Consider the following 26,388-nt stretch of genomic DNA (forward strand, 5'->3'; position numbering starts at 1 on the left):
TTTAGGTGGGGGTGGCGGTATCTTTCATGTACAGGAACTTCTCAGGGTTGGACACAGGGAGTTAATCAAATGGCAAGCTCATCAAAAAGTATGTTATCGATGGTTGCAAAAATTCCTAACTATCTCTCTGCATTGATTAAAAAGAATCATCCGGTCAGTTGGACTGGGATATTATTCCACACCATGCGCTGGTTGCAGGCCAACTCATCCCAGTTGATAATCCCTAATCCCAAATTCAAACCTGATGCAGATGTTGAGCCTATTGCAATTTATTGCATCCACGGTACTGCTGATCGCGAGTTATCTTTTTTAACTCTGGCTAATCAATTAATTGAATTGGGTTTGCCGGAATTGATTAAGCATATAGTTCTGGTCAATTTTGAGGATCGCGCAACAGGCGCGGGCATGGAGGACTTTGAGGAGCAGCTTTTAAAGCAGATTATTGCTAATAATGATAAGCGGGTTATTTTGATGGGGCATTCCCGCGGCGGAATTATCGCCAGCGCCTTCGCGGAATATCTTGCAGAAAAAAATGGGATTAAAGTTGAAATGATTATTCCTATATGCGCTCCTTTTGGCGGCTCCTATCTGGCTCTCAAAGCCTTGGGATATTTCTCCAGGTCGGTCGCGCAAATGCAGGTAAACAGCGAGTTTCTGATCCAATTGGAAAAAGTAGTCAAAAAATCCACTAATCGTTATTACTTTATTGAGGCTGGTCAGGACTGGATCGTTCTGGCCGGCTGCGCAATAGTTCCTGGTTACCAGCAGCCTAATTCTGTTAAGAAATTTAAACATCATGGCCATTTATCAATTATGACTTCGGGAACACTGGTGAAGTTTATTCAAGAGTTATTTTTAGGGCACTATAAAAACGACTCCATTAAGAGCCCTGTGGACAAAGAAGCAATTGCTGATATGCTGGATGATATTATCAAACGAACAGAGCAGGAAATAAATTCTGAACTAGCCAACCCGGGGCTGTTTGATGTAAATGATTGTGAGATTATTAGCATGCAGGCTCTTTATGAGCTGGTTAAGAGCCCATCGGAGTTAATAACTATCGCAGGGTATGAGCTGAGGTTTTATCCTGATTATCGAAAAATGAAGATCGAACAGGATGAACAACCAGTTGAAGCTTTGGGTTTGTTTGATGTGTAAATGGAAGAAATATTCATTGGTATGCTGTTTTTCTGCTATTTTTAGATAGACGCTGATGACTGGTAATTCTATCTAAACAGGTTTTATAAATCATGATTTAGCTTTAATCTTGTGTAAACTAAGGAAGGTACAAAATGAAACCGATTAACACTGACTCCAGTAATTTTATCAAACGCCTGGGCGAGAGAGCCTCAAGCGCACTGGATGGACAAAATCTTCTCGAGATGGAGCCTGGAAAAGCTCGCGAAGCATTTAATAAACTCATCGCTCCGGTTGCGGGAAAGCTAAAAACAATTGATGTTTATACTGAGGACCGCGAACTTGATATTGCTGGTCACAAAATTAAAGTTCGCTTATATAAGCCCAGTAAAAACTCAACTAAACTGCCAGCCTTGATTTACTGTCATGGGGGTGGTTTTGTATTTGGGGATCTCGATTTTCTTGATTATACCTGTCGTTTTTTATCGGAAGCGGCTAATTGCCTGGTGGTCGCTGTAGATTACCGACGTGCTCCTGAGCATAAGTATCCTGCTGCTCATAATGATTGCTATGATGTAATTCGTTATGTTCAAAAGCATGCTGCTGAGTTTGGTGGTAACGGAAAAGTTGCGATCGCTGGTGACAGTGCCGGCGGTAATATTGCTGCAAGTATTTGTCATCAGGCAAAAAAGAATAAGGATGTAGCCATCGCCTTCCAGCTTCTTTATTATCCCTGGGTGGATTTAAATAATACCATGCCCTCAGATAAAACTTTTGAAACGGGGTATTTTTTAGAAACTGCCACCTTGCACTGGATGAGAAAACAGTACCTTGGTAAAACGGAAGATGAGAAGAACCCTGAAGCGAATCCGCAGTTTCAAACTGATTTTAAAAACCTGCCGCCCGCTTTAGTGATTGCTGCCGAATGCGATCCTATTCATGATGATGCCAAGCGCTATTATGAAAAGCTCGTCGAAGGAGGAAATGAGGCGCAATTTATTGAGTTTGGAGGGATTTTGCATGATTTCTGTGCTCTGCCATCTCATTATGAAGCCGCTTTGCTCGCATATTCTGCTTCAGCGCATGCGTTGAAAAAGGCCTTGCATAATTGAGTATTGGGAAGGCTCAGCCTAAAGGAGTTTTGTCATTCCCGCGAATGCGGGAATCTATTCCTCAGTTGGCATTATAGCTAGCTCAGAGATGGATCCCCGCCTTCGCGGGGAGGACAGTATAATTAAATTGAGTCTAACTTAATAGCACAGCGAGCTTGTAATCAACCTCCCAGCTTAGTTAATCGGCTGCATGAAATCACTCAAATCCGGTTTATGCTGCATTCTGAATTGATAAACAGCATAAAAGGCTATGACATTTTTCAGATAATTTCTTGTCTCATGCCAGGGAAGTGTTTCTATCCAGATGTCAATTTGCTTGGGAGGATGTGTTTTGATCCAGTAATTGACCTGCCGCGGGCCGGCATTATAGGCGGCAGCCATCAGCACAGGATGAGCATGATAGCGTTTGGCTAATTGTTTAAGATAGGCGACGCCTATATTAATATTTTTTTGACTTGAGAATAGCTGGTTTTTATCTCCATAAGAAATTTTTTCCTGCTTGGCCACCATTTTGGCTGTTTCCGGCATCAGTTGCATTAAGCCGCGTGCGCCCGCCATTGACACGACATCCTCCCGAAAACTGCTTTCCTGGCGGATAATGGCATAGATAAATTCCTTGGAAATATTATAGTTTTTGGAATAGATTGTTACAGCTGGTTCATGGGCTAATGGAAAGCGCAGGGAAAGCTGATTGCTCAGTTCATCGGTATTGCTGAGATAGACGGACTTTCCATGCCATTGTAATTCCGTGGCGACCCAGTGAATCAATGCGATCTTGTCCTCCCTGGGCAGCTCCAGTACAAAATCATTGAGCATTCTGGATGCCTGCAAAACCTGTTTGTTGGCATACAGGTTTTTAATTGCCATTATCACTGTTCGATAGGGTTTTAAAACATTCGGATCATTCACTATCTTTTCATTTACAAAACTTGGCTTTTTATTCAGGCGAAGACTCGCTAAAAACCCATAATAGTTTCTGGTTTCAGCCAGGGCTTGAAAAATGCTTTGTGCTTCGGTCTTTTTGCCTTGACCTTCTTTCGCACGGCCTAGCCAATATTGCCAGCAAGGGCTGTCTTTATTAGTAGAGAAGAGGATGTATTTTTCCACTTTAGGCCAATTTTGCTGTTTCAAAGCGGCTCTAATTTCCCAGTCAAGCAAGGCGTCGTTATAATAAGGAGGCTTAATTCTTGCAAACCATTGCTCAGTGTCTTCATGATTTCGCATTGCCTTGTAAATAACCAGCTGTACAAGAAAGGATTGCTGCTGAGCGTCTGATAACATCTTTCGCGTTTTAGGTTGCTGCCAGAGCTTAATGGCTTGTTCCATGTTGGTGGATACAAGACGCTTCAAGCCGAAAAGATAGAAGGCGTCATGCAATTCCTTTGGTTGCAGCTGTGAAATACGTAATGGATTTTGTGAAATACCAAGAAGTAATTGCTCGTCTTCGAGGCGGGGTTTTTGATAAAGCTTTAATAAGTAACGTGCCAGACCAAGATTTCGTTTATCCAATGCCAGGCGAATACGCTCCGTAATCAATTGCTCATCAAACTGACCACTTTTTAAAAGAAAATCAAAGAGCTGGTTGCAGGCGCCCGGTTGAGAATCTCCTTTTAACCATAAAGGTTTTGCGCCCTCCAGAGCCAGTTCGGTTCTTCCCTGGAAATAGTCAGCAAGCCTGGCAAAACATTGCAGACTGACATCAGAAGAGGGGCGGTAATAGCTGGTATAATCAGTCCAGTTCCTTTGTCTGGCCAACTGGTATAACCACTTCTCTCTCAAACGATTGGCCAAGGGAGTATTATCTCCAATAAATACCAGGAATTCAGGACTTGCTTCCTGCGGCAAATTCTGGCTCCATTCCATGTAATTCATAAAGCGTTGAACATAGATTTCGCCAGCACTGGCTGCTTGCAGCGCAAAAGGCAGGCACAGGCTAATGATCAGAAAAAGAAACTTTTTCATAGTCTTCCACAGGTTAAGGGTGTGATAAGCTAATGCAATAAACTGGAGGTCACTGGACGGTAGCCAATTGTTGTCGCATAGCGGCAATAGTGCTTTTGTAATCGTTACTACAGAATATAGCAGAACCTGCTACAAACTGGGTAGCACCGGCCTCGGCTAATAGAGCAATATTTTCTGCCTGCACGCCGCCATCGACACAGACGGGCAGTAGTGGATAGTTGGATTTAATCCATCTGATTTTTTCAATAACCGGATGAATTAATTTTTGACCCGCAAACCCGGGATTGACAGTCATAACCAATACGAAATCGAGGTAATGTAAGCACCATTGAATGATTTCGGGCGAGCAGGCGGGATTTAATACCAGGCCTGCCTCGCATCCTGATGCCTTGATCAGTTGCAGACTTCTATCCAGATGAATAGTGCCATCAGGGTGGATACTGATGCGTTTTGCTCCAGCCTCTGCAAACTGTTTAATCAATTCATCGACTGGATTGGTCATCAGGTGCACATCAATAATGGCTTGCGGAAAACGCTTGCTCAGACTTTTGCAAATGAAAGGACCAATCGTCAAATTGGGAACATAGTGGTTGTCCATCACATCAAAGTGTATGAGATCAGCTCCCGCATCAAGCACAGCCGATACTTCATCGCCGAGGCGTGTCATATCAGCGGAGAGAATGGAGGGAGCAATCAGATAGCGCATAATGAATCCTGTCCCAATATCAGCTAGATGGTTGGTCAAAAGTAAAATTGAAGTTAACATTCCAGGCGACCATGGTCATACGCTCTTCGACGGCATTCGCAACGCCAAAACGGCCTTTGGGAATCAGTGTGACATTTCCGGTTCGCATAAAACGAAGATCAGTACCTATAGACGTAAAGTCATCCAGCAGATAACTCACCCCAAGAATGGCCTGTGCAATAGAGGATGAGCCATTCTCTTTGCCTAATTCCGAGCCAGTGACAGGAAACACCTGCTGATTGTTATAATAAAACTTGATGTTATTTTCAATATAGGAATAGCCAATACCTAATCCAACATAAGGCATCCAGGTGACATCGCCATCAGGTGTAAAAAAGTCATAGTAAACATTCACCAGGCCGGAAACCATCGACGTTTCACCATTCAGATGAAAGACATAGCTGTTGCTGAAGCTGGGAACTGTATAGGTTCCAAAAGTAGCATTTTGTACCTGCAATTTTTTATAGCCGCTATAGTTATATACCACCTCACCTTCAAATCGAAATTTGCTGCAGCGGTATCCTATCTGACCACCTGCGTTCCCCATTCCTTTATAGCTAAGATCGAGATTAGTCGGACTGATATAATAGGGATAAGTTCCAGTTAGCAATACATTGGGTGCCACAGTGAATTTAATTGGCTGAGTATACCCGCCGCCGCCAAACAAACCTACATACCAACCCGGTAAAGGGTTGACGGCCGCAAATCCTGCACTGCCAGACAATAATAATCCAGCCAGACTTAATCGACAAAAATGATTCATGAGAAATCCTTACTATTTATATCTGGAGCCGTCAAAGCGGTAAGTCACACCGACTGTACCAAGATGGGCCTGATAGACTTTGCCAAGTTCATCCGGTCTTTGGGTGCCAATGTAGCGGTAAGCGATGTCAACAGAGTAGATCTCACTGAAATTATAGGTAAAACCGCCAGTTCCCTGATAGGCAAATACACTATTTGAGCCGCTATAACGAGTAACGCCCAAGGGACCTGTGCTGTTTAAATCGACATTAACATAGGCATAGCCAATGCCCACTCCAAGGAAAGGTTGTATGCCGGGAACCATGTCTGGGAAGTCATAATACACATTGGCCATAGCGAGAATCGCATTGGTATCACCGGTAATTCCGGTCTGGCGGATGTCATCAATATAAAAATGATCGAGGTCGGCGGTCAGATAGGTGAGCTCACCTTCGTATCGTAAAGGCGTACATTTATAGCCAAGGCGGCCTCCGACATTATAATTATTGTCATAGCCGGCTTTGGAGCGGTGCCAGCCTTGACTGCTGACGCTGATGTTGTCCTGAACACTGGTAAAACCGCCAAATACACTTGCATACCAGCCATCAATAGGAACAGCTGCGCAGGCTGCGCCGGAGGCCATTAATGCGGCCGAAAAAAATACAGTTCTCATGGCTTCCCTTGTTATTATTGTTTTGAAGCAACCACATGTTAGCGCTTTACTTTTATTTTGCAAGTAGTAAGCAATTAACTTTATCAGTTGAATCTTGAGTGGGTTAAATTCGATAGCAGATTGTTCAAAATAGAGGCCAAACTGAACGAAAGTTCTCCTTGTAATCATTATATATTGCGTTAAGATGCTAGATGGATGATCGAAAATTTTAGGGAAAGAAATGAAAACAAAAATGGAAAAAAAAGACATACAAAGGAACCCTGACAGACTTGCAAAAAAATTAATACCCTTCATTTCGCATAACTTAGACAGCATTTTGCTTGAAGCTAAAAAGGAATATCTGGCAAAGGGAAAATTAAAGGATAGAGAAAAGGATTTTGATAATGCGGTAGCTGAGGCAGCAGTTTTCAATGATATGAGTTCTTATCTTGAAAATTTTTATAAATTCATTGGCACAGGATCCTGGGAGAAAAACTCTGCAAATACCCGTTTGCTTATTGCTGCCATTCGCTGTTACATGGCAAAAAATGATGAGTATCAGGATGTAAGTAATGATGATTTGCGAGACCATGTTCTTGTCCCTTTAAGGAAGGGCTTAAATGAGTATATTGAAAGTGCAACGGAGATAAAAAAAGCGGCCGAGCAAAAAGCGTCTGCAGCACGAAAAGAACTCGAGAAAAAGAAAGAGATCACTTCTTCGCAAGTACCCGATGTGATGGTATTTTGGGATACAGCTAAGAAGACTGATGAGGTTCTGATTAAAGCACGGGAATATCAATTAAAAAATCCTCTACATCATATCTTTTTAATTAAACCGGACCCTACCTGGCAACTATTCTGGATGGACCTGCAGGGCTCTCTGAATTTCTTACCAATCACCAAAGATTTTTCCGATATTTTAAATAGTTTAAAAGGAAAAGTGCCTGAGCGCGGAGATGCTTACAATAAAATAAACATGTGTTGCAAACAAAGCCTGGATGACAGTATTAACATTTACCTGTTTAAAGAGCAGGGTGAGGCAAAGGAGTTTGCCAGTAAGCATCCTGATAAACATAGTTTCTGTTTAAAACGTCTGGCACAGGCCACACCTGCTAAAAACTATACCCTGGGTATTCAATCCGCTGATTTGAAGCCTGAGTATCGTTGTCTCTATCTGAAGAAAGCTGAAAATGACACGATCCACTATACGGTCAGTAGAAAAAACAGTGAATGCTGTCTGATTCTGCAATCCTCAAGACCGACTCCTGAAGACTCAGCGTATGAAAACTTAAATTTCGCCTACATTTTGACAGCGGATAACCGGTTGTTTTATTTGCAGCGCCAGCCGGATGGCAGGCTTGAAATAAAACGATTGGAATTTATAAAAAATGGACTGGAAAGATTAAAGAGCGAACTTGTAATAAAAGGGAACGCTCTCGAGCGCATTAACCTGGAGCCTAAAGAAAAAAGCCGGGTACTTCTTGATGAGCTGCGTCGATCTGAGAAAGATATCCTAGAGTCAGTGACCAATTTTATTCCTGAAGTGCCTATGATGAAAGCGGTTATTACCAGGAAAGATTTTAATTCAGACAGCAACTGGGAACTATTATGCACGGCACTGGAACAAGACAATTTACCTGAAGATCCACAGAAGGAAATTTTAAATAATTTGCTGGAATTTACGGCTGTTAAGAAAAGACATACGGTGCTGATTCCTGCCAAGTGGCAGCTCAGCTCTTATGATAACCAGGGACACGCCAGCTATCGGGCATTGACTAATGAAATGCTGAGAGAGATTACAGGACCCAGAGTGGCCGAAATTCCTCCAATGAATACTTCCAAATTTTATCATTTGAAAATGGCAGTGAACCGGTTGGTTCAGGAACAACTGGAGAAAATTAATTTACAGACTAATCCAGATCTTACCGATACAAAAAATTTATCGACCACCTATGTTTTTCATAATGGTATCCCATTGTACTTTTTTCCGGATGAGGCCTCGGTAACGGAGCAATTTTTACAAAGACTTCATACCGCCTGCATCATTACGGGCTCAGGAAAACTGCTGTATCATCGTCGGGGTGAGTCTTTACAAGAGTATCCTGCGGCTTCAACCCTGATTGAAGCATTAAATCCCGGTGATTCAAGCACATTTAAAAAAGGCTTGCTAATCGCCAAGTTATCCAGCAATCAACTGCAAACCATTGGGAATATTATTGGTAAAAAACTGACTTCTGAGGCTGCAATTGACTGGTACGATACATTGGCATTAGAACCGCATAGTGTTCCTTTGGCACAACATCCTCTCCTGGAAGATTGTTTAAAAAAAGAGAGTAATTCAAGTGTCTCCGATCCTCAGAAAATTAAAGTGTTTTTGCAAGCAGTCAAGATTCGTCGTTTAGTTGAAGCAAGTAAAAGCAAAACTGTGCAATCGATACTGGAAAATCAAATTCGCAATCTAAGGCATTCCCCTGAGGCATTGAAGGGTGTAGTAAGTTCAACGATTGAATCCGCGGTTGTCGATAGCAAGGCAGACAAGTCACGCAAAGTTGCCAATGGCGCTAAAACCAGTTCTTGTAAATTAATGGATCAATTTATTGGAGAAGAAAATAGTATTTACATGGAGTTTCCAATTTGTTCTTTCGTTTTATCGAAAGCAGATTGGAAGTTATTTTACTTCGATACTTTCAACCGTTGTTTTCCTGTGGACTGGTCGACTTATCCCGATATCAAAGAGATTATTGAATCCTGGCAAACAAGTGATCATGTGGTTACAAAGGAAGAGCAGGATAATTTTGAACTGCTTTTAGCGAAAGTATCTGTCAAAAAGGCTTTAAAGCGAGAAGACTATTTGGAGGTTGAAAAATGGTTTTTAAACAAGTCAAAACAAGCTGGAACTTCCGCTGAAATCAAGCAGGAAGCCGCAGCTCCAGATGAGGTTTCTCAGTACGATGAGGCAGCAACATTGGCTCGACCGCCATCCATTCCAAAAAAGCTGGATCCGGCAAGAGTTTCCAAGATTAACTTCGGCTTGTTTAAAAAAGAACAGGCTTTAAGTTCAGAAATATCTGAGCAATCTCTTGAGTCCAATGAGGTTATAACCGTTTCTATAGACTCTTCTAAACCAGATGAAGCAATACAATTAGCCCCACCGCCACCTCCGCCGCCACCTCCAGAAAAGCTGAAGCCGGCAAGAGTATCCCAGTTTAATTTTCTATTATCTAAAGGCGAGAAAGCTCCTGGTTCAGAGGAAGAAAATGCTGACAATAACTCAAAAATAGAGAGATCCTGTTAGGCTTATTCCTCCCTCTGTATATCTGATCCCCTCTCCACCGCGCGCAGCGGGGAAGAGGGTTAAGGTCACTTCCATTAAGTTAAGCTTAGTTGTATATAAACTGTCGTCCCCGCGAAGGCGGGGATCCATCTCTGTGCGAGCTATAATGCCAATTGAGGAATGGATTCCCACCTTCGTGGGAATGACAACATTCCCTTAACTTAATGGCAGTGAGGGTTAGGGTGAGGGGAATATAAACAAGGTCGCGTAGCGATTTATTAATCATATTTCCGAGGTTATGGTTTATGCCACAACAAAATGGAATCACTCACGTGATAAATTTTTTAACCCCCTCACCCTACCCTCTCCCCCACGCTGCACGCGGTGGAGAGGTGGATAACATTACTTCTTAGCCTGACGGCTATGGGCTTATGTCCGAGGCATTAGATTGCTTGCAAAGCCAGGTATTTAATATCCTGAGGTAATCGGATAACGCCAGTCTCGGCCAAACGAGCGAATGCTCACTTTGACTCCAGGTGCTGCCTGTCGTCTTTTGTACTCATTTCTTTTGATAAGTCGAATCACTCTGCGTACATCCGCTTCTGGATAACCTTGTTGTATCAGATCTGCAGCCGACAAATTATTCTCCATATAGCCCTGAATGATTCCATCCAGGGTGGGATAATCAGGCAAGCTGTCCTGATCAGTCTGATTGGGCGCTAGCTCCGCTGATGGCGCTCTTTCCAGAACACGCTGAGGTATTACCGGAGAAATACTGTTACGGTAACGTGCCAAATCATAGACCTGAGTTTTCAAGACATCTTTCAAAACTGAAAATCCACCTGCCATGTCGCCATAAAGTGTGGCGTAACCCACGGCGCTTTCACTTTTATTGCTGGTGGTTAATACCATATTGCCGGTTTTGTTAGACAAAGCCATTAACAGAACGCCCCGAATTCTTGCCTGAATGTTTTCTTCTGTCGTGTCTTTCGGCTTATTAGCAAACAAGGGGTCTAGCGTTTGCAGGAAGCTGTTAAATACAGGTTCAATGGAAAGTGTTTCACCTTTGACCTTCATAGCCTGCAATTGAATTAAGGCATCCTGATTACTCATGTCTGCCGTGTAACGAGAAGGCATCAGAAGTGCAGTGACCCGGTCAGCGCCTAATGCGTCTACAGCAATAGCCAGCGTCAGTGCGGAATCGATTCCGCCAGAAAGACCAAGCAAAACACCGGGGAAACCATTTTTTTCAATATAGTCCTTTGTGCCCAGTTTTAAGGCATTATAAATTTGCTCTTCTTTCGTTTGCAGGGGGTTAAGCTCACCCTCAATTTGCTGTTTTGAAAACTCAACGGTACTGACTGTTTCGAGAAAAGCGGGAAGACGCACGCAAGTGGAGCCATCCGTATCCATCACAAGGGATTGACCATCAAAAACAAGTTCATCCTGGCCGCCGACCAGATTCACATAGAAAATGGGGAAGCCATGCTGAACATGGCTGCTCAGTAACATTTCACGCTTTTCCTGCTTTGTATAATCAAAAGGGGAGGCATTAATGCACAGAAGCGCATCAATTTCGCTATTAACTAATTGTTCAACCGGGCCTGGCTGCCATAAATCTTCACAAATACATAAACCGAACCGGTAATCTCTGATTTCAAAAATACAGCGTTGAGATGGGCCTGCTTTGAAATAGCGCTTTTCATCGAATACGCCGTAATTAGGTAATATTTGTTTATGATAAAGCGCTTTTTGTTTGCCCTGATAAAAAACCCCTGCGGAATTGTAGCAATAGTTATCGATTAGACTGGGAAAACCGAAAATCACATGGCAGTCAGTTATCTGCTTTGAAATTTCACTGACCGCCTGATTAATTTCCTCGAGAAAGGCGGGTCTCAAGAGTAAATCTTCCGGGGGATAGCCTGTCAGGCACAATTCAGGAAAAAGAATCAGATCATGACTGTCCTGATGCTTCTCAATAATAGCTATTATTTTTTTGGCATTAGCGGCGATAGAACCCACTGTTGGATTAATTTGCGCCATCAGTATTGTTATGGAATTGTTCATTGATGTACATATTAAATAAGTTAATGGGATAGATATTCAGCTGTGAATCTATTTGCTATAATTTAACGTTTACTCCTAAGTATACCCAATTATGCTGAAAGATGCTTTATCACGGATGGCTGAAATTTTTTCTCCTGCCGTGCTAATGCAAGGCGAAGAATATCAGCAAAAAAATTATGTTCTGAATATTCGGCTCAGCGATGGTTTGCTAAAAGCCCGGGTTAAAGGAAAAAGCGGTCAGATATATGATGTGTATGCTGATTTAAAGGCCTGGCCCAATAAGCCTGCTCGTTGCAATTGTGCACAAGCCAGCAATTGCAAACATGCTGCTGCCAGCTTTTTTGCCTTGCAAATTAAAGAAAATCTGAAAATTTCGGCGCCCCAGGTCAATGGACAGAAAGAACAATCACTTTCCAGTTGGCTTCAAACTATCAGAGCACAGGAGGTTGATAGTAAGCCTCGCTCATACACCCATGACATTTTGTATCTTCTTGAGATACAAAAAAAGCAATGGGATCATCGTGTCTTAATCCATCTGGCTTTAGCCAAACGCCTGAAACGACATGGAACCTATGGTAAATTCACTGTATTTAACAGTTTTACCCAAAGCAAAAAACAATATTGCAGGGCAGAGGATGAAAATATCATCAATACTTTGCTGTCGAAATCCACCATTGCAGGCTCATTTGACAAACTTTCGCTGCGAAATAGCGAACTCCTTGAGCAGATCCTGCGAACTAACCGCGCCTATCTCTTTCAGGAGTCTCTCGCCCAGTCCTTGAGTCTTGGTGAGCCGCGGGAACTGGTTTTGCGTTGGCATTTAAATCAACAGGGACAGCAGCATCTGGTAATGGAGGACAAAAACGCTCATTTGTTATCCCCATTGCTGCTCGACAAGCCCTGGTATTTTTTGAATGCAGAAGCCGAGCTGGGTGTCTTACATACTCCTTATCAACCAAGCCAGCTAAAAACTATTCTCGAGATTGGGCCGCTTGCCATGGATGCAGTCGACAGGATAGATGAAATCAGACACCAGTTTACTCCCATGCTACCAGCCCCTCTTGCTTTTGCTGAACGCATTCAGAGAAAAGGCACACCCAAACCTGTCATTCAGTTTGATGCGCTTCCATTAGATATGCCGCGAATCACGGACTCAACGAGTTTATCAGAGGAGGGTTCCCATTTTCTGTTTATCAGGGAAATCTTCTTTGAATACGACAATGCGCTTAGGGTTCATGGCAGCGCGACCAATACCAGTTTAATCTATGAGGATTCCGGCAAGCTGATAGACCTTTCAAGAAATCTGTTGCAGGAAAAACAATATACTCAGGAAATCAGTCAGATATTGCCCACTCGTCATGCGAGCGTTTGGGAAAAATTAAATTGCGAGCAGGCGCTGGAAATCAGCAATATTTTAGTTCATTTCCAGTCAGAGCAAGATTTAGGACGTTTGTTCACCCAGGTGATTCCCCTGTTAAAGTCAAAAGGCTGGACTGTAGAGTTCAGGCATTTTGTTTATGAGGAACTGGTTTCAGCTGATGATGTTGAGTGGTATTCTGAATTACAGGAATCAGGAGAAGATTTTTTTTCCTACCAGTTGGGTATTCTGGTTGAAGGCAAGTCCGTTAATATTGTGCCCCTGGTTGTCGAATTAATTTCCGGCTTAAATCTCAGTGAACTTGAGAACATCCCGGATGAGCGTCTGATAAGACTCCCTCTGGCCCAAGGAAAGAAACTTCAGTTGCCAATGGGAAGAATTAAGCCGCTTATTCGCTTTATTATGCAATATGGTTCCCGATTTATAGATAACCAGAATCAGTTGCAGATAAAACGCTACCAGCTAATCCTGATGCAGGAAACAGAGCTGGCGCTGGCTGCCACAGCTTTGCGCTGGAAGGGGGGAGAGCAGCTTCGTTCCCAGCTGACTCAGTTACTGGGGCCGCAGTCGATTCCTGAAATATCACCTCCTGAAGGCTTGAATGCGCAGCTTCGGGATTATCAGGCAGAAGGCTTAAGCTGGCTGCAGTTTTTGCGGGAATCCCGATTTGGCGGGATTTTGGCTGATGATATGGGGCTTGGTAAAACAGTGCAGACTCTGGCTCATTTGCAGCTGGAGAAAGAGCAGGGGCGGTTGCAGCACGCCAGTCTGATCGTGGCGCCAACCAGTCTGATGGGCAACTGGGAAGCAGAAGCCAAACGGTTTACCCCGGAACTTAAAGTTCTGGTGTTTCATGGATCCAACCGACATCAGGACGAGTTTGATCAATACGATGTCATCGTTTCCACTTACGGTTTAATTCAACGGGATAAAGCACGTTTCGTCAATTATCCTTTTTATTATCTGATTCTTGATGAAGCTCAATTTATCAAGAACGCTAAAACCAAGACGACTCAGATTATTCAGCAAATTCAAGCCCGGCATAGACTGTGTTTATCCGGTACTCCACTGGAGAATCATTTGGGTGAATTATGGTCGCTGTTTCATTTTCTGATGCCAGGATTATTGGGGGATGCTCGTCAGTTTCGTCGATTTTTTAAAATTCCTATTGAAAAGAATGCGGACCAGGAGCGCAGAATCTTGCTGGCTAATCGTGTACAGCCCTTCATGCTGCGCCGCAGTAAAAATCAGGTTGCTCGTGAATTACCTGACAAAACTGAAGTAGTGCAGTTAATTGAACTGGCAGATGCCCAGCGGGATTTATATGAGGCCATTCGTATTACTATGGAGCAGAAAGTCAGAGAAGCCATTGCTCGTCAGGGAATGGGAAAAAGCCATATCGTATTGCTGGATGCTTTATTGAAACTGCGTCAGGTTTGCTGTGATCCGCGCTTGTTATCGATTCCTGAGGCAAAAATTGCGCATGGAACTTCCGCCAAACTGGATGTTCTGATGGATTTGGTGGTTAATCTTATCGAGGAAGGGAGACGTATTTTAATTTTTTCCCAATTCACATCAATGCTTGAGTTAATTGAGGAAAGGCTCAAAGCCAATCAACTTCAGTATCTGAAATTAACCGGACAAACGGTCAATCGTCATCAATTGGTTAATACATTTCAGGAAGGTAACATTCCCTTGTTTCTCATTAGTTTGAAGGCGGGAGGAACCGGTTTAAATCTGACGCGCGCGGATACGGTTATCCACTATGATCCCTGGTGGAATCCGGCAGCTGAGGAGCAGGCTACCGATCGAAGTCATCGTATAGGTCAGAAAAATCCGGTTTTTGTTTACAAGCTGATTTCCGCCGGCACAGTTGAGGAAGTGATTTTGGCCATGCAAGAAAAGAAAAAACAGCTGATTGAAGGGGTTTTGGGAGAGCAGACAGGTTCTCTACAGCATCTTACCGTAAACGATATTGAGCAATTTTTTGCCCCTTTGGCAGAAGAGTGAATCGTTTGAAAATTGATTTTTCAAACAATAATTGAAAACTGACAAATCATGGCCTATGCTTTTTATGTCAGAACCTAAGGAGAAATCCCAAATGAAACAATGGAAAGTGTTGCTTACATCTGCCTTATTAACCCTGCTCGCTCCTCTTGCCTTTGCCGGTGCATCACCCGCAGGAACCTGGACCACTATTGATGATGCGACAGGCCAAAAGAGAGCAGTTGTGCGGATTAATGTATCTGGTGGAACATTAAGCGGCACCATCATTAAAGTGTATCCACAAGCAGGTGATACGGGTATTTGCTCAAAATGCCCAGGTGGATTTAAAGGAAAACCCATTAAAGGTTTGACCTTTGTATGGGGCTTAAAAGATCAGGGTAATGGTGAGTGGAGTGGTGGTTCGATTCTTGATCCCAAATCTGGAAAAGTATATCGTGCCAAAATGACATTACAAGGCAATAAACTCTATGTTCGTGGTTATGTAGGGGTTTCTGCTTTGGGACGCACTCAGGTTTGGGTCAGATAAACCTGAACTTTTTTGCATAAAAGGCACACAATTGTGTGCCTTTTTTTATTTTGGGGATTACAATAGGGATTTTTATTATCAGGTTTTGATATGCTTGAGGCAAAATCTCGCAAAAATACTCCTCCTGTCGATACCTTGAAGAGGCCGCCGCACTCAGCAGAGGCTGAGCAGTCTATTATTGGTGGGCTGATGCTTGATAATCAGGCTTGGGATAAGGTCAGTACCAAATTATGTGAAGAAGATTTCTACCGTTCCGAACATCGAATTTTATTTCGCAGCATTGTTGATCTCTCCAAACGCGAACAGCCTTTTGATGTAGTTACCTTGCTCGATAATTTAAAATCCCGAAATGAACTGGATAATGCAGGCGGTGAAACCTATCTTTTTGAATTAGCCAATAATACGCCCAGCGTGGCCAATATCTCTGCCTATGCTGATATTGTCAGAGAGAAGTCAGTTCAAAGACAATTGATCAATATCGCGGGTGAAATAGCGGACTCTGCTTACAATCCCGTTGGTCGTGAAGTCAGTGAACTTCTGGATCTGGCTGAGACCAGGGTGTTCGCTATTGCTGAGCAGACAGGGGGCAATGGCGGACCAGAGAGCATTAAAACGATCATTACCAAAGCGATTGAAAAAATTGATGCGCTTTATCACAACGGCGATGCAATCACCGGGATGGCAACTGGTTTGAGCGATCTGGATGAAATGACATCCGGTCTTCAGCCTTCTGATCTGATCATTGTTGCGGGACGACCTTCCATGGGTAAAACCACTCTGGTTATGAATATGGCTGAAAATATCGCAATCCAGGGAAAGAAAAATGTTCTGGTGTTTTCAATGGAAATGCCCTCGGATTCACTGGCTATGAGGATGATGTCCTCGCTTGGCCGAATTGATCAGCATCGAATCCGGACCGGAAAACTGGAAGAGGATGATTGGCCGCGAGTGACCTCCGCAGTTCACTTACTGTCTGAAGCCCCCTTATTTATCGATGATACGGCGGCGCTTAGCCCTTCCGAAATGAGAGCGAGAGCAAGACGCCTGGCGAAAGAGCATGGCCAGCTTGGATTAATTGTTGTGGATTATCTTCAGTTGATGAAAGTGCCTGGATTCAAGGCGGAAAACAGAACTGCAGAAATTTCAGAAATTTCGCGAAGTTTGAAAGCCCTGGCAAAAGAATTGAATGTGCCGGTTATTGCTTTATCCCAGTTAAACCGAAGCCTTGAGCAGCGTCAGGATAAACGTCCGGTTATGTCTGACTTGCGGGAGTCGGGTGCTATTGAGCAGGACGCAGACTTAATCTGTTTCATTTATCGGGATGAAGTTTACAACGAAGACAGTCCGGATAAAGGAACGGCCGAAATTATCATTGCCAAGCAGAGAAATGGTCCAATTGGTAAGGTGAGAGTGGCCTTTCTTGGTAAATACACTCGCTTTGAAGATCTGGCGTATACCGGCTATCAGGGGATGGACTAGTGACAAGGCCGACAAAAGTTCAAATTGATGCGACAGCCCTGCTGCATAATGTACAGCAAGTCAAACGTCATGCTCCGGGCAGACAAATTATCGCAATGGTGAAAGCGAATGCCTATGGTTGCGGGCTGCCATCGGTCATTCCTGTGCTTGAGGGCCATGTGGATGGTTTTGGAGTGGCTTGCATTGAAGAAGCTTTAGCGATTAAGGCGCTAGGTGCCTATACCGATTGTATTTTATTTCAGGGTTTTTTTAATCAGGATGAGCTGGCGCTGGTGGTTGAGCATAATTTGCAGGTGGTTATACACCAGCCTTATCAGTTGGAATGGCTGCTGGCTCAGGCGCTGCCCAAACCAGTGCGTGTATGGGTAAAAGTCAATACCGGAATGCATCGTCTGGGTTTTGCAATGGGCGATGTGTATGGCGTATTAAATGCTTTGCACGCCTGCCCCTGGGTTGATCGACAAATTGGTCTTATAACCCATCTTGCCTGTGCCGATGAGTTAAATAATCCAGCGAACCAAGAGCAATTAGGGCGATTTTTTGATTTGCGTTTGCCTGAATTTCCACTGGTAAAAAGCATTGGCAATTCAGCAGCGATTCTCTCTTTACCTGATAGTCACGCAGAGGTCGTGCGGCCAGGCATCATGCTTTACGGTATTTCTCCGTTCAAACATTCCTCGGGGCAGGAGTTGGGACTGATACCGGTGATGCGTTTCCTGTCTTCCCTCACCGCCGTCCAGCATTACCCGGCAGGTGTGCGGGTAGGCTATGGCGGGGAGTGGGAAACTGCAAAGCCTTCTGTGATCGGTGTAGTGGCCGTCGGTTACGGGGATGGATATCCTCGCCACATTGCCGCTAATACGCCGGTTTGGATCAATGGTTATCAGGCACCGATCGTTGGACGGGTATCGATGGATATGTTGACGGTTGATTTAACTCATGTACCAGAGGCCGCCGTTGGAGACGCTGTGGAATTATGGGGGATCCATATTCCGGTTGAAACCATTGCCGATGCAGCCGGAACTATCCCCTATGAGTTAATTTGCCAGCTTTCGCCGCGGGTGCGAAGAGATAAGCTGTAACACATCGGAAACAAATAGACCTATGGACGAATCTAGGGTAAAATGGCCATCGTTTTTACAACCTATCAAAGGTGAATACATGAAAAAAATTATGTTAGCCTCATTATCTTTATCTGTCCTGCTTTCAGGCTGTGCTCAAGTCACAAATGAAGGTGTAGGCACAGTAACCGGCGGCGTGGTGGGCGGACTAATCGGCAGCCAGTTTGGCGGTGGTTCAGGAAAGGTCGCAGCAGCTGCAGGCGGTGCTTTGTTAGGTGCTTATTTGGGCGGGAATATTGGCCGTACTATGGATAGGCTTGATCGTCTGGAAATGCAACGTGCTCTTGAAAGTTCTCCGAGCGGAAAAGCAGTGGTATGGCGTAATCCTGACAGCGGTAACACTTACACCGTTACCCCGCAGAAAACCTATTACACAAACTCCCAACCTTGTCGTGAATATACAACCCGCGCTTTAATTGGCGGCAAAACACAGGAAATTTACGGCAGAGCATGCCGTCAAGCCGATGGTTCATGGCGAGTGGTTAGCTAATCCAAAATTGCTCCTGTTTAAGGGTAGCTTTATTGCAAGCCAATCAGGCTGCCCTAATCTAAAGTTTCACTAATTTAAAAAAAACCATAATTTCCTGTGCTATATTTGAACATATGCCCCCTTAATAAGGTTCTGCAGGGAGTTTGCTATGGCTCATCTTATATACTCGGCTTTGCCGCATCCGAGACGAGAAATTATATTTATTAAACCGGATTTAACGGTGACACAGTGTGTGGACATGATGACCACAGGGGATATTGGTGCTTTGGTGGTTCGCGATGATCAAAGTCTGCTGGGTCTGGTGAGTGAGCGCGATATTATCCGCGAATGCCTGTTTAGAAATTTGCCTCCTGATAAAACCCCTGCGATTGATGTCGCCTGGAAAAACGTCAGTATTCTCACTGTTAATGATCCAATCGAAAAAGCGATGGAAGTGATTACAGAAACCAAGCGAAGGCATGTGCTAATCACCGAAAACGGCGAACTGACGGCAATTTTGTCAATTGGTGATTTGCTATTTCACTTGCTGGAAGATAAAGCAAGAACTATTGAGCACCTGGAAAATTATATTCATACGTATTAATTGAAACTCCAACTTCTCTCCATTACACTTTTAAGGCACTGTTACTACAGTAACCTTTAATTGATAATGGAAGAGCCAATGCCTAAGCACTGTCAGTGGATACTCAGCTTCATCTTCTCCTTTTTTATTACACTTGCATGGGCCAAAGATAGCGATAGCCAGTGGTACGAACTGGATGCGAATAATAAGGTGACAATCAAGGTCGACCTCTTTTTGTCTTCCACCTGTCCTCATTGTCAGAAAGAAGATGCCTACTTCAAATCAATTGAGCCCCAAAACAAATGGTTGAAGGTGGAGCGACATTATATTGATAGGGACAAAGCATCTCTTGAGCTTTTCAATCAATACCTCAATCAGCAGGATTCAACTGACTTTTCCGTACCAGCGGTTTTCTTCTGTAATTCAAAATGGGTTGGATTTAACGAAGCGGCTAACAGCGGAAAAGCGATTATGCAGGGTTTGGAGCTTTGCCGACAACAGATTGAAAAGCGGGGCCAGCTGACTAAAAACACCTCTTCAATTCTGGGGACTATGGCGACCACCAGTATGATGGAAGCCAGTATCGAGCAGGGTGCATCGTCTTCACCCCGCACATTGATTCCCTTAATGGCTGCAATTGATGCCTTAAATCCCTGTGCCTCCATTCTGGTGATGCTATTGTTTGCATTCATGGTAGCAAGTAAAGATACCTATCAGAGATTAACAATTGCCGGATTATTTTTATTGACTGCCGGAGTGGTGCATTTTATTCAGCAAAGCCATATCCTCCATTTTTATAGCCTGTTGCCCTGGTTAAGGATTCCCGTGATATTAGTGGGTGGAGCATTAATCGGGTTTGCGTATTATAAATATACGAATAAATCAATTGAAGCCGTGGCCTTGTTCGGGGTGGTGTTTTTCACCGCTTTAGTGGCGCAAGTCTATCAACTGGGATGTTCTCCCAACATCGGTTTGATTTTTAAACAATGGCTCGGAGCACAAGGATACGACAGCATTAAGCAACAGTTACTGCTTGTTCTTTACAATGTTCTTTACCTGTGTTTCCTGGGGCTTTCCACAATTTTTATGTATGGAGTAACCCGGATGAAGCGAGCTTTGCGTTATGAGCAATTTATTAAATATTTTGCTTATTCCTTCTTATCGCTGGTCGGTATTACCCTGATTGTCTATCCTTATATCATAGCGAGTGCAGTTTATATGCTGGCTGCAGTAGTATTGGCAGTTATTGTGGCCCAAATCTTAAAATACTATAGAGTGCGCTAAATGGATGCTGAAGATGCAGGGCCTCCTCCTTATTTCCCCATTGCCTGGGATGTAGAAGAGGGGCAGACATACGAATGGTGTGGTTGCAAGGAAACAAAGACGCCACCGTTTTGTGATAAAGGGGATTGTAAGGAAAGAGTGCTCTACCAGGCGCCGCTTACGGATACAGTGTACTTTTGTCATTGTAAGGAAACAAAAGATCCTCCATTTTGTGATGGTTCTCACGCGAGATTATTACGTGAATTTATAAAGAAAAGAAACAGCCAGGAATAGCCGGCAGTTTTTATAAAGCGTTTGATATTTGCTGGAAAACAAAAATTCACTTGATCTGCGCCTGGTGATTTGGGATTATCAGAAGATTTAATTTTCAGGTAGCGGTGGTATGAGTAAACTGAAGGATATTCCTGTTGTTATAGAGAGCGGCAAAAAATACAAAACCTCTCAAGGTATCGTCGCAATTAAAGACGGCATCAAATCGGCTGCAGAGGATGCGCCCCGGTTACCAAAACCCAAATGGCTTCGGATTGTTAATAATACCAGTCCTGCCTACCATCAGGTAAAACAACAGGTTGAAAAACACCGTTTAGCGACTGTCTGCGAAGAAGCCAAATGTCCTAATATTGCGGAATGCTGGTCTCATGGAACCGCTACTATCATGCTCATGGGAGCTGTTTGTACCCGCGCCTGTCGTTTTTGTTCTGTGGATACGGGGAACCCGCGTGGCTGGCTTGATGCTCAGGAGCCTGAAAATTCGGCCAATACCGTCGCACTGATGAATCTGGATTATGTTGTTTTAACGTCTGTAGATCGTGACGATCTTCCTGATGGCGGAGCCAGACATTATGCGGATACTATTCGCGCCATTAAAGAGCGTTGCCCCAGAACGAAGGTAGAAGCACTTACCCCTGATTTTCAGGGGATTGAGGAGCATGTCGCTATACTGCTGGACAGTGGTGTGGATGTGTTCGCGCAGAATGTTGAAACGGTAGAGCGCTTAACTCATCCTGTACGTGATATTCGTGCGGGTTACTGGCAGACTCTGGATGTGCTTGCTTTTGCAAAGCGCTATCGACCCGATGTGCTGACCAAAACCAGCCTCATGCTGGGTTTAGGGGAAACCGATGAGGAAATCATTCAAACGATGGATGATTTACGGGCACAAAATGTGGATATCCTGACTTTGGGGCAATATCTGCAACCTACCAAAAACCATTTGCCTGTTATTCGATACGTTACTCCTGAAAAATTTTTAGAGTTTCGAGAAATCGGGCTGGCTAAAGGGTTTTTTGAAGTCGCCTCGGGTCCTATGGTTCGCTCCAGTTATCGCGCTGATCGCGTATTTAAAAAAGATAACCTGGGATTATAGATTTATCACAAGAAAGGGAATTCCATGTTCAGACGAGCAATTGTTCGCACTCCAGCCAAATCGATGGTTCAAGGTATTTCAAGCGCAGATTTAGGCCTTCCTGATTACCATCTGGCACTACTTCAGCATCAGCAATACATCAATGCACTCGAAAACTGCGGTGTTGAAGTGCTGGTTTTGCCTCCTGAAGAGAGATTTCCTGATTCCTGCTTTGTGGAAGATCCTGCGTTGTTAACCGAACGTATCGCTGTGTTGGCGAGGCCGGGAGTCGAGAGTCGGCAAGGGGAGGTGAGTCTTCTCGAAGAGAGTATCCGCCGCTTTTACGCTGCCAATATTGTTAAAATTCAGGCTCCGGGAACATTGGATGCCGGTGATGTGCTTAGGGTTGAAGATCATTTCTATATTGGATTATCGAAGCGGACCAATATGGAAGGGGCCAGGCAATTAATTAGCCTCTTACACAATCATGGCTACACTGCTTCAGTCATTCCCTTAACCGAGTTTTTACATCTGAAAACCGGGGTATCCTATCTTGGCAAGGGAAATTTATTAGTCAGTGGGGAGTTAATAAATCACCCGGAGTGGAAGTCTTTAAAGCAAATTATTATTGACTCCTCCGAGACCTATGCCGCTAATTGCATTGTAGTGAACGACTATGTACTGATACCCAGCGGATTTTCAATGATTAATCTCCGCTTAAAAAGTCTTGGTTACAAGCTTGTGGAAATCGACTGCAGTGAGTTCCGCAAGCTGGATGGTGGTTTGAGTTGCCTCTCTTTGAGATTTTGATTAAAAACAAAAATCACAGCAATTCAATATTGCGCCGCTTTAAATTTCCCTGGATCAGATGCGCCAGGAACCACATGACTAATCCAAGAATAATGGCGGATATTCCAAAGCCAAGATAGTAGTTTTGATAAATGGGCAGTGAGTCGATTGCCAGGATATCCTTAGGCACTGCGACAAAACCTGCCAATTTTCCTGCAATCGTATTTGACAGCGAACTGGCCAGATACCAGACGCCCATCGCAAATGCCAGATCCTTGCTGTCACAATAGAGTCCGATCATACTAAGTCCAATAGCGCTTACCCAAAGCTCTGCTAATGTGATAAGAACATAAGTCAAACCAATAAAATTACCATTTACAAGCCCATTAGAGGACACGCTACCTGCCAATGCCATAATTAACAGCGCGATTCCAGCAAGTATGGTTCCGCTGGCAAATTGATAGGGGATTGTAAATCGCGGAATGCGGCGATAAAAACGCGGGAGCTGAGTGCCCAGTAAAATGATCAGCAGGGGATTAAGTATTTGGTAATGAGCAGGCGATATTTTAAGGCCCAGCAGCTGAAGATCAGAATTACTCTTGGCAAAAAGTACCAGCGTGCTGTTCATCTGATTATAAATTACAAAAAATATGATTGCTTCTATAATCAGCAAAACGGCGACCATTTGTTTTATGCGCGCAGTTGATGACAATTTCAAGGTCTTGATTAAAAACCAGAGAATGCCTAAGCCGCAGCCGATACTAATCAGAATTATTGATAATTGAACATGCGAATAAGCAAAGAGGGTGAATAAATAGATACCCGCGATATAGGCTGCTAATCGTCCCGCCATTTTTCGGCTGAAGGGTTTGGCGTCCTGACCATAAATCACGTTATCATAGAGCCTGTACTTTTTAGCAAAATTCAATGCGGCAATCGATTTTCCAGCGAAGGCGAGTGTGAGTACCGACAAGGGCCCATAGCGGCTATCCAGCAGCGCAGGCGCAATCATCGTTGCCAGCAAGGCGCCGACATTGATTGCCATATAGTAATAGGTCATTGCGGATTTGGCCTTAATGGCATTATCGCTGTAAATATGAGAAACCATGCTTGAAGCAGTGCCCATTAACAGGGAATTAGTTACTGGTACAAGGGCATAAGCCATGATGAACAGCTTATCACCATGTTCGTTGAGGGAGTATCCGCTAAGCATTACAAATAAATAGGCTAAAGCAAGTAAAAAACCACCTAATAAAATCGAGCGCCTGATCCCTAATACCTGATCAGCCATAAATCCGCCTAATATAGGCATCAGATAACCCGTTGCCTGCGATACTCCGATAAAGGCATAAGCCTGAGCATGGCTGTATCCGAGACCATGCTCGAGAAAGGGGCGGGTGAGGAATAAAATCAGAATGGTATTTAAAGCATAGACAGCAAACTGGCTCCAGAAGGTAATGAGCACGATGTTATTGGTCTGTTGCTGGCGTGTATCTAAAATTGCGGAGTCACTCCTTGCAGCATGAGAAAACACATTCACTCCTTGTGAAAACTTCATCCATAAACTACATGCTAAAACCATAACACTCTTTGAGATTTGGGTATAGATAGATCTGGGTCTTCCCACCAATTAATTCATTCCCCCTTGTGCCTCGGCTTGTCCGAGGCATCCAGGAAATGTTGAACTATATTAGGATTCAGAGGGCTATCGTATCCATCTAAACCATAGCGTCCAGCCTGATTATTAACGGTATTAGCCCTTGACTGAGAAACTTATGGATGCCTCGGACAAGCCGAGGCACGTAGCTGGTTGTTGATTAAATGTAGTCAGTGTGTAAAAATAAGGCACGAAATAATCTCTTATCCATTCCTTAAGAGATAAACAAGCGTTTCTATTAGCGGAGAAATTAATGAGTTTATTTGATGCACAAACAATTGAAGAGTTGCAGATTATGCTGCAAGGTCTGGTTGATAAAACAGAACTCAGCCAGAAAAATTCAGAAAATCAAACGCCTATTGTTTATTTTGCTTCAAGAAGGGAATGGGATAAAGTTCGAGCTTTGTTAGACGTTGCCCCAATTAGCGCAGATGACGCGAATTTATTGGGACGTGAGGCAGTTCTTGCAGCCCGAACCGGCAACATGGAATTAGCTATTAATCTTTTAAAAATTGACAATGTATCACGCTCAGAGCAGTTGAAGGGCTGGACTATTCTGCATTGTGCCGTTGCCGATGCGACTGATAGCGACGATCTGGAGGCGCAGGCAGAAGCAATACAACAAATTCAAACACTTCATCAGCTGGGTGTTGTAAAACAAAACTGTAATCAGGCTACACTTCGTGAAAGCAGTCCTATTTTCCTCGCTGCAATGAGTCAAAAATGGTATTTGGTTGATGCCTTATTGAATGAGTTCAATACTCCTGATGATCCTCAGCAATTGGCAGAAATCATTATTCGTGCACGCACTGCGGGTCAAATTGAACTGGCACAAAAAATACTTAATACAGTACAGCCAAATACTAAATGGTTAATAATCAATGAAGATGGCAGCAGAGAGATAAGTCTTTTACATTTGGCAATTCTTAGAAATAGACAAGAAGAAATCGCCAGGCTGGCACAAGAAGTTGATTTGCGGGTTAAAACAGCCAGGCAGGAAAATGCGGGAATGACTGCGTTACAGCTTGCCGTTCATTGTAAAGATTGGAGTACTGTAGAATTACTGACACAGCATAGCACTGATCCAGAAGACAGCTTTCAATATGGTACAGCAATGCTTTATGCTGCAGATAATGAAAAGTGGCAACTAGCTATCGATTTAGCACAAAAAGGAGCACAGCCCACTTGGCATTTTGGACCAAAAGAAGATAAGCTTAACTCATTTCATATTGCCATTCTAAAAAATCAGGATGACTTTCTCACAGCGCTAATTGCAAATCAAATTAATAGAAGGGCGGACGATACCTGGGCATTAGGACATAAATACCAAAATCGTACCCCAATTGAATTGGCTGTTCATTCTGAAAGATGGGATTTATTGCCTTTGTTTGCCAAGATTAAACCAGCTGACCCTGTGGCCTGCGGTTATGTGGCTGCTTATGAAGCTGCGAAAAATGCCAATATATTAGCGCCCGAAGATCTGGAGGTTCTGCGTGAGGCAGCAAAAGTCCCAAAAGAGTTAGCTCCTGAAGCTGAAAAGAAAGATAGTCCATTAGGTGAAAAATCTGCCGATAGCCGCCAAAGCAAACAGGAAGAAGATGCACGTTTTGTTGAAGCATTCAAAAAGATTTATCAGGCTTTATATAAGGGCCAATCCTCATGGCTTAAATCTGCAAACTTCCTTGAGCAGCACGATAAATTGACTCGGGGCTTGATTGAACAGCACATCAGTGCAAAGCCTAATTGTCGATCTAAGAAAGCGGCAGCATTGGCTGAAACATACAAGGATGACATCAACAACATCAAATTGGTTCAAGAGATCCATTCGTACTCTTTGGATCGAAGCGGGTTTTTCAGCCGAACCAAGAACGGAGCTCAATTGAATTCTGACCAAGCGCAGGAAGCTATTGATAATGCGGATGAAAATTCAAGATTGGGCCAAATCAGAATTGCACTGCGTTAGTTGTTATTCTCATCACAAGGTTTTCCCGAACTAGTTGGGAAAACCGAGAGAGTTCATAAACTGTGTCATTACTCACAGGAGCGCCGTCATCTCGAAC

20 protein-coding genes are annotated in these 26,388 nt (G+C 43.6%); 14 read left to right on the forward strand and 6 right to left on the reverse strand.

The genetic code is table 11. From position 1 onward, the window contains the following. The first annotated feature begins 69 nt into the window (after nt 1-69). Complete coding sequence (locus tag E1O89_RS01200) at nt 70-1,158, forward strand: esterase/lipase family protein (RefSeq protein ID WP_133138566.1); 1,089 nt, start codon at nt 70-72, stop codon at nt 1,156-1,158. A 134-nt stretch (nt 1,159-1,292) separates the two neighbouring features. Next, a complete protein-coding gene (locus E1O89_RS01205) occupies nt 1,293-2,249 on the forward strand; it encodes an alpha/beta hydrolase (RefSeq protein ID WP_133138567.1) in 957 nt (318 codons plus the stop codon). A gap of 174 nt (nt 2,250-2,423) precedes the next feature. Here the strand turns inward: E1O89_RS01205 and E1O89_RS01210 are convergent, their stop codons facing one another. The 4 genes from E1O89_RS01210 to E1O89_RS01225 are packed head-to-tail and all read right to left on the reverse strand — an operon-like array spanning nt 2,424 to nt 6,370. Then, nucleotides 2,424-4,211, reverse strand: coding sequence for a transglycosylase SLT domain-containing protein (locus E1O89_RS01210; RefSeq protein WP_133138568.1), 1,788 nt, complete (start codon nt 4,209-4,211; stop codon nt 2,424-2,426). A gap of 49 nt (nt 4,212-4,260) precedes the next feature. After that, entirely contained in the window at nt 4,261-4,917 is a 657-nt protein-coding gene (gene rpe / locus E1O89_RS01215; RefSeq protein WP_133138569.1) for a ribulose-phosphate 3-epimerase, read from the reverse strand. Nucleotides 4,918-4,936: 19 nt separating this feature from the next. Further along, entirely contained in the window at nt 4,937-5,719 is a 783-nt protein-coding gene (locus tag E1O89_RS01220) for an outer membrane protein (RefSeq protein WP_133138570.1), read from the reverse strand. Between the two features lie 12 nt (nt 5,720-5,731). Beyond that, nucleotides 5,732-6,370 carry an outer membrane protein gene (locus E1O89_RS01225; protein ID WP_112220011.1) on the reverse strand — a complete coding sequence of 213 codons (639 nt, stop codon included), beginning with the start codon at nt 6,368-6,370 and terminating at the stop codon, nt 5,732-5,734. A gap of 220 nt (nt 6,371-6,590) precedes the next feature. Here E1O89_RS01225 and E1O89_RS01230 point away from each other — a divergent pair, with 220 nt between their 5' ends. Next, nucleotides 6,591-9,644 carry a hypothetical protein gene (locus E1O89_RS01230; protein WP_133138571.1) on the forward strand — a complete coding sequence of 1,018 codons (3,054 nt, stop codon included), beginning with the start codon at nt 6,591-6,593 and terminating at the stop codon, nt 9,642-9,644. A 447-nt stretch (nt 9,645-10,091) separates the two neighbouring features. Here the strand turns inward: E1O89_RS01230 and E1O89_RS01235 are convergent, their stop codons facing one another. Beyond that, nucleotides 10,092-11,690 carry an NAD+ synthase gene (locus E1O89_RS01235; RefSeq protein WP_133138572.1) on the reverse strand — a complete coding sequence of 533 codons (1,599 nt, stop codon included), beginning with the start codon at nt 11,688-11,690 and terminating at the stop codon, nt 10,092-10,094. 91 nt (nt 11,691-11,781) lie between these two features. Between E1O89_RS01235 and E1O89_RS01240 the strand changes: the two genes are divergently transcribed. The 10 genes from E1O89_RS01240 to E1O89_RS01285 all read left to right on the forward strand — a co-directional run bounded on the left by E1O89_RS01240 (nt 11,782) and on the right by E1O89_RS01285 (nt 22,692). Further along, entirely contained in the window at nt 11,782-15,078 is a 3,297-nt protein-coding gene (locus E1O89_RS01240; RefSeq protein ID WP_133138573.1) for a DEAD/DEAH box helicase, read from the forward strand. Between the two features lie 91 nt (nt 15,079-15,169). Further along, on the forward strand, nt 15,170-15,601 hold the full coding sequence (locus tag E1O89_RS01245; protein WP_133138574.1) for a DUF2147 domain-containing protein: 432 nt from the start codon (nt 15,170-15,172) through the stop codon (nt 15,599-15,601). A gap of 90 nt (nt 15,602-15,691) precedes the next feature. Next, a complete protein-coding gene (dnaB, locus tag E1O89_RS01250; RefSeq protein ID WP_058508720.1) occupies nt 15,692-17,080 on the forward strand; it encodes a replicative DNA helicase in 1,389 nt (462 codons plus the stop codon). Beyond that, on the forward strand, nt 17,080-18,162 hold the full coding sequence (gene alr, locus E1O89_RS01255; protein WP_133138575.1) for an alanine racemase: 1,083 nt from the start codon (nt 17,080-17,082) through the stop codon (nt 18,160-18,162). The genes dnaB and alr overlap by 1 nt, the downstream gene beginning before the upstream one ends. Nucleotides 18,163-18,241: 79 nt before the next feature. Beyond that, on the forward strand, nt 18,242-18,691 hold the full coding sequence (locus E1O89_RS01260) for an RT0821/Lpp0805 family surface protein (RefSeq protein ID WP_112219943.1): 450 nt from the start codon (nt 18,242-18,244) through the stop codon (nt 18,689-18,691). Nucleotides 18,692-18,839: 148 nt separating this feature from the next. Next, complete coding sequence (locus E1O89_RS01265; protein ID WP_112219944.1) at nt 18,840-19,274, forward strand: cyclic nucleotide-binding/CBS domain-containing protein; 435 nt, start codon at nt 18,840-18,842, stop codon at nt 19,272-19,274. A gap of 78 nt (nt 19,275-19,352) precedes the next feature. Further along, nucleotides 19,353-20,537 (forward strand): hypothetical protein, encoded by a 1,185-nt coding sequence (locus tag E1O89_RS01270; protein WP_133138576.1) that lies wholly within the window; start codon nt 19,353-19,355, stop codon nt 20,535-20,537. Beyond that, nucleotides 20,538-20,810 (forward strand): CDGSH iron-sulfur domain-containing protein, encoded by a 273-nt coding sequence (locus tag E1O89_RS01275; protein WP_133138577.1) that lies wholly within the window; start codon nt 20,538-20,540, stop codon nt 20,808-20,810. Between the two features lie 109 nt (nt 20,811-20,919). Further along, on the forward strand, nt 20,920-21,903 hold the full coding sequence (gene lipA / locus E1O89_RS01280; RefSeq protein ID WP_133138578.1) for a lipoyl synthase: 984 nt from the start codon (nt 20,920-20,922) through the stop codon (nt 21,901-21,903). Nucleotides 21,904-21,927: 24 nt separating this feature from the next. Continuing rightward, entirely contained in the window at nt 21,928-22,692 is a 765-nt protein-coding gene (locus E1O89_RS01285; RefSeq protein WP_133138579.1) for a dimethylarginine dimethylaminohydrolase family protein, read from the forward strand. Between the two features lie 13 nt (nt 22,693-22,705). On the opposite strand, the gene E1O89_RS01290 is transcribed toward E1O89_RS01285, so the two are convergent. After that, nucleotides 22,706-24,229 carry a peptide MFS transporter gene (locus E1O89_RS01290; protein ID WP_133138580.1) on the reverse strand — a complete coding sequence of 508 codons (1,524 nt, stop codon included), beginning with the start codon at nt 24,227-24,229 and terminating at the stop codon, nt 22,706-22,708. A gap of 352 nt (nt 24,230-24,581) precedes the next feature. Here E1O89_RS01290 and E1O89_RS01295 point away from each other — a divergent pair, with 352 nt between their 5' ends. Further along, nucleotides 24,582-26,291: an ankyrin repeat domain-containing protein gene (locus tag E1O89_RS01295; protein ID WP_133138581.1), complete on the forward strand. Its 1,710-nt coding sequence runs from the start codon at nt 24,582-24,584 to the stop codon at nt 26,289-26,291. Nucleotides 26,292-26,388 lie beyond the last annotated feature (97 nt).

The sequence above is a fragment of the Legionella genomosp. 1 genome (genome assembly GCF_900640215.1).
Lineage (GTDB): Bacteria > Pseudomonadota > Gammaproteobacteria > Legionellales > Legionellaceae > Legionella_C > Legionella_C quinlivanii_A.

What these genes read in the sequence shown, in the direction of transcription:
- E1O89_RS01200 (WP_133138566.1), top strand. Translation starts at nt 70, where the DNA reads ATGGCAAGCTCATCAAAAAGTATGTTATCGATGGTTGCAAAAATTCCT.
- E1O89_RS01205 (WP_133138567.1), top strand. Translation starts at nt 1,293, where the DNA reads ATGAAACCGATTAACACTGACTCCAGTAATTTTATCAAACGCCTGGGC.
- E1O89_RS01210 (WP_133138568.1), bottom strand. Translation starts at nt 4,211, where the DNA reads ATGAAAAAGTTTCTTTTTCTGATCATTAGCCTGTGCCTGCCTTTTGCG.
- rpe (WP_133138569.1), bottom strand. Translation starts at nt 4,917, where the DNA reads ATGCGCTATCTGATTGCTCCCTCCATTCTCTCCGCTGATATGACACGC.
- E1O89_RS01220 (WP_133138570.1), bottom strand. Translation starts at nt 5,719, where the DNA reads ATGAATCATTTTTGTCGATTAAGTCTGGCTGGATTATTATTGTCTGGC.
- E1O89_RS01225 (WP_112220011.1), bottom strand. Translation starts at nt 6,370, where the DNA reads ATGAGAACTGTATTTTTTTCGGCCGCATTAATGGCCTCCGGCGCAGCC.
- E1O89_RS01230 (WP_133138571.1), top strand. Translation starts at nt 6,591, where the DNA reads ATGAAAACAAAAATGGAAAAAAAAGACATACAAAGGAACCCTGACAGA.
- E1O89_RS01235 (WP_133138572.1), bottom strand. Translation starts at nt 11,690, where the DNA reads ATGAACAATTCCATAACAATACTGATGGCGCAAATTAATCCAACAGTG.
- E1O89_RS01240 (WP_133138573.1), top strand. Translation starts at nt 11,782, where the DNA reads ATGCTGAAAGATGCTTTATCACGGATGGCTGAAATTTTTTCTCCTGCC.
- E1O89_RS01245 (WP_133138574.1), top strand. Translation starts at nt 15,170, where the DNA reads ATGAAACAATGGAAAGTGTTGCTTACATCTGCCTTATTAACCCTGCTC.
- dnaB (WP_058508720.1), top strand. Translation starts at nt 15,692, where the DNA reads ATGCTTGAGGCAAAATCTCGCAAAAATACTCCTCCTGTCGATACCTTG.
- E1O89_RS01260 (WP_112219943.1), top strand. Translation starts at nt 18,242, where the DNA reads ATGAAAAAAATTATGTTAGCCTCATTATCTTTATCTGTCCTGCTTTCA.
- E1O89_RS01265 (WP_112219944.1), top strand. Translation starts at nt 18,840, where the DNA reads ATGGCTCATCTTATATACTCGGCTTTGCCGCATCCGAGACGAGAAATT.
- E1O89_RS01270 (WP_133138576.1), top strand. Translation starts at nt 19,353, where the DNA reads ATGCCTAAGCACTGTCAGTGGATACTCAGCTTCATCTTCTCCTTTTTT.
- E1O89_RS01275 (WP_133138577.1), top strand. Translation starts at nt 20,538, where the DNA reads ATGGATGCTGAAGATGCAGGGCCTCCTCCTTATTTCCCCATTGCCTGG.
- lipA (WP_133138578.1), top strand. Translation starts at nt 20,920, where the DNA reads ATGAGTAAACTGAAGGATATTCCTGTTGTTATAGAGAGCGGCAAAAAA.
- E1O89_RS01285 (WP_133138579.1), top strand. Translation starts at nt 21,928, where the DNA reads ATGTTCAGACGAGCAATTGTTCGCACTCCAGCCAAATCGATGGTTCAA.
- E1O89_RS01290 (WP_133138580.1), bottom strand. Translation starts at nt 24,229, where the DNA reads ATGAAGTTTTCACAAGGAGTGAATGTGTTTTCTCATGCTGCAAGGAGT.
- E1O89_RS01295 (WP_133138581.1), top strand. Translation starts at nt 24,582, where the DNA reads ATGAGTTTATTTGATGCACAAACAATTGAAGAGTTGCAGATTATGCTG.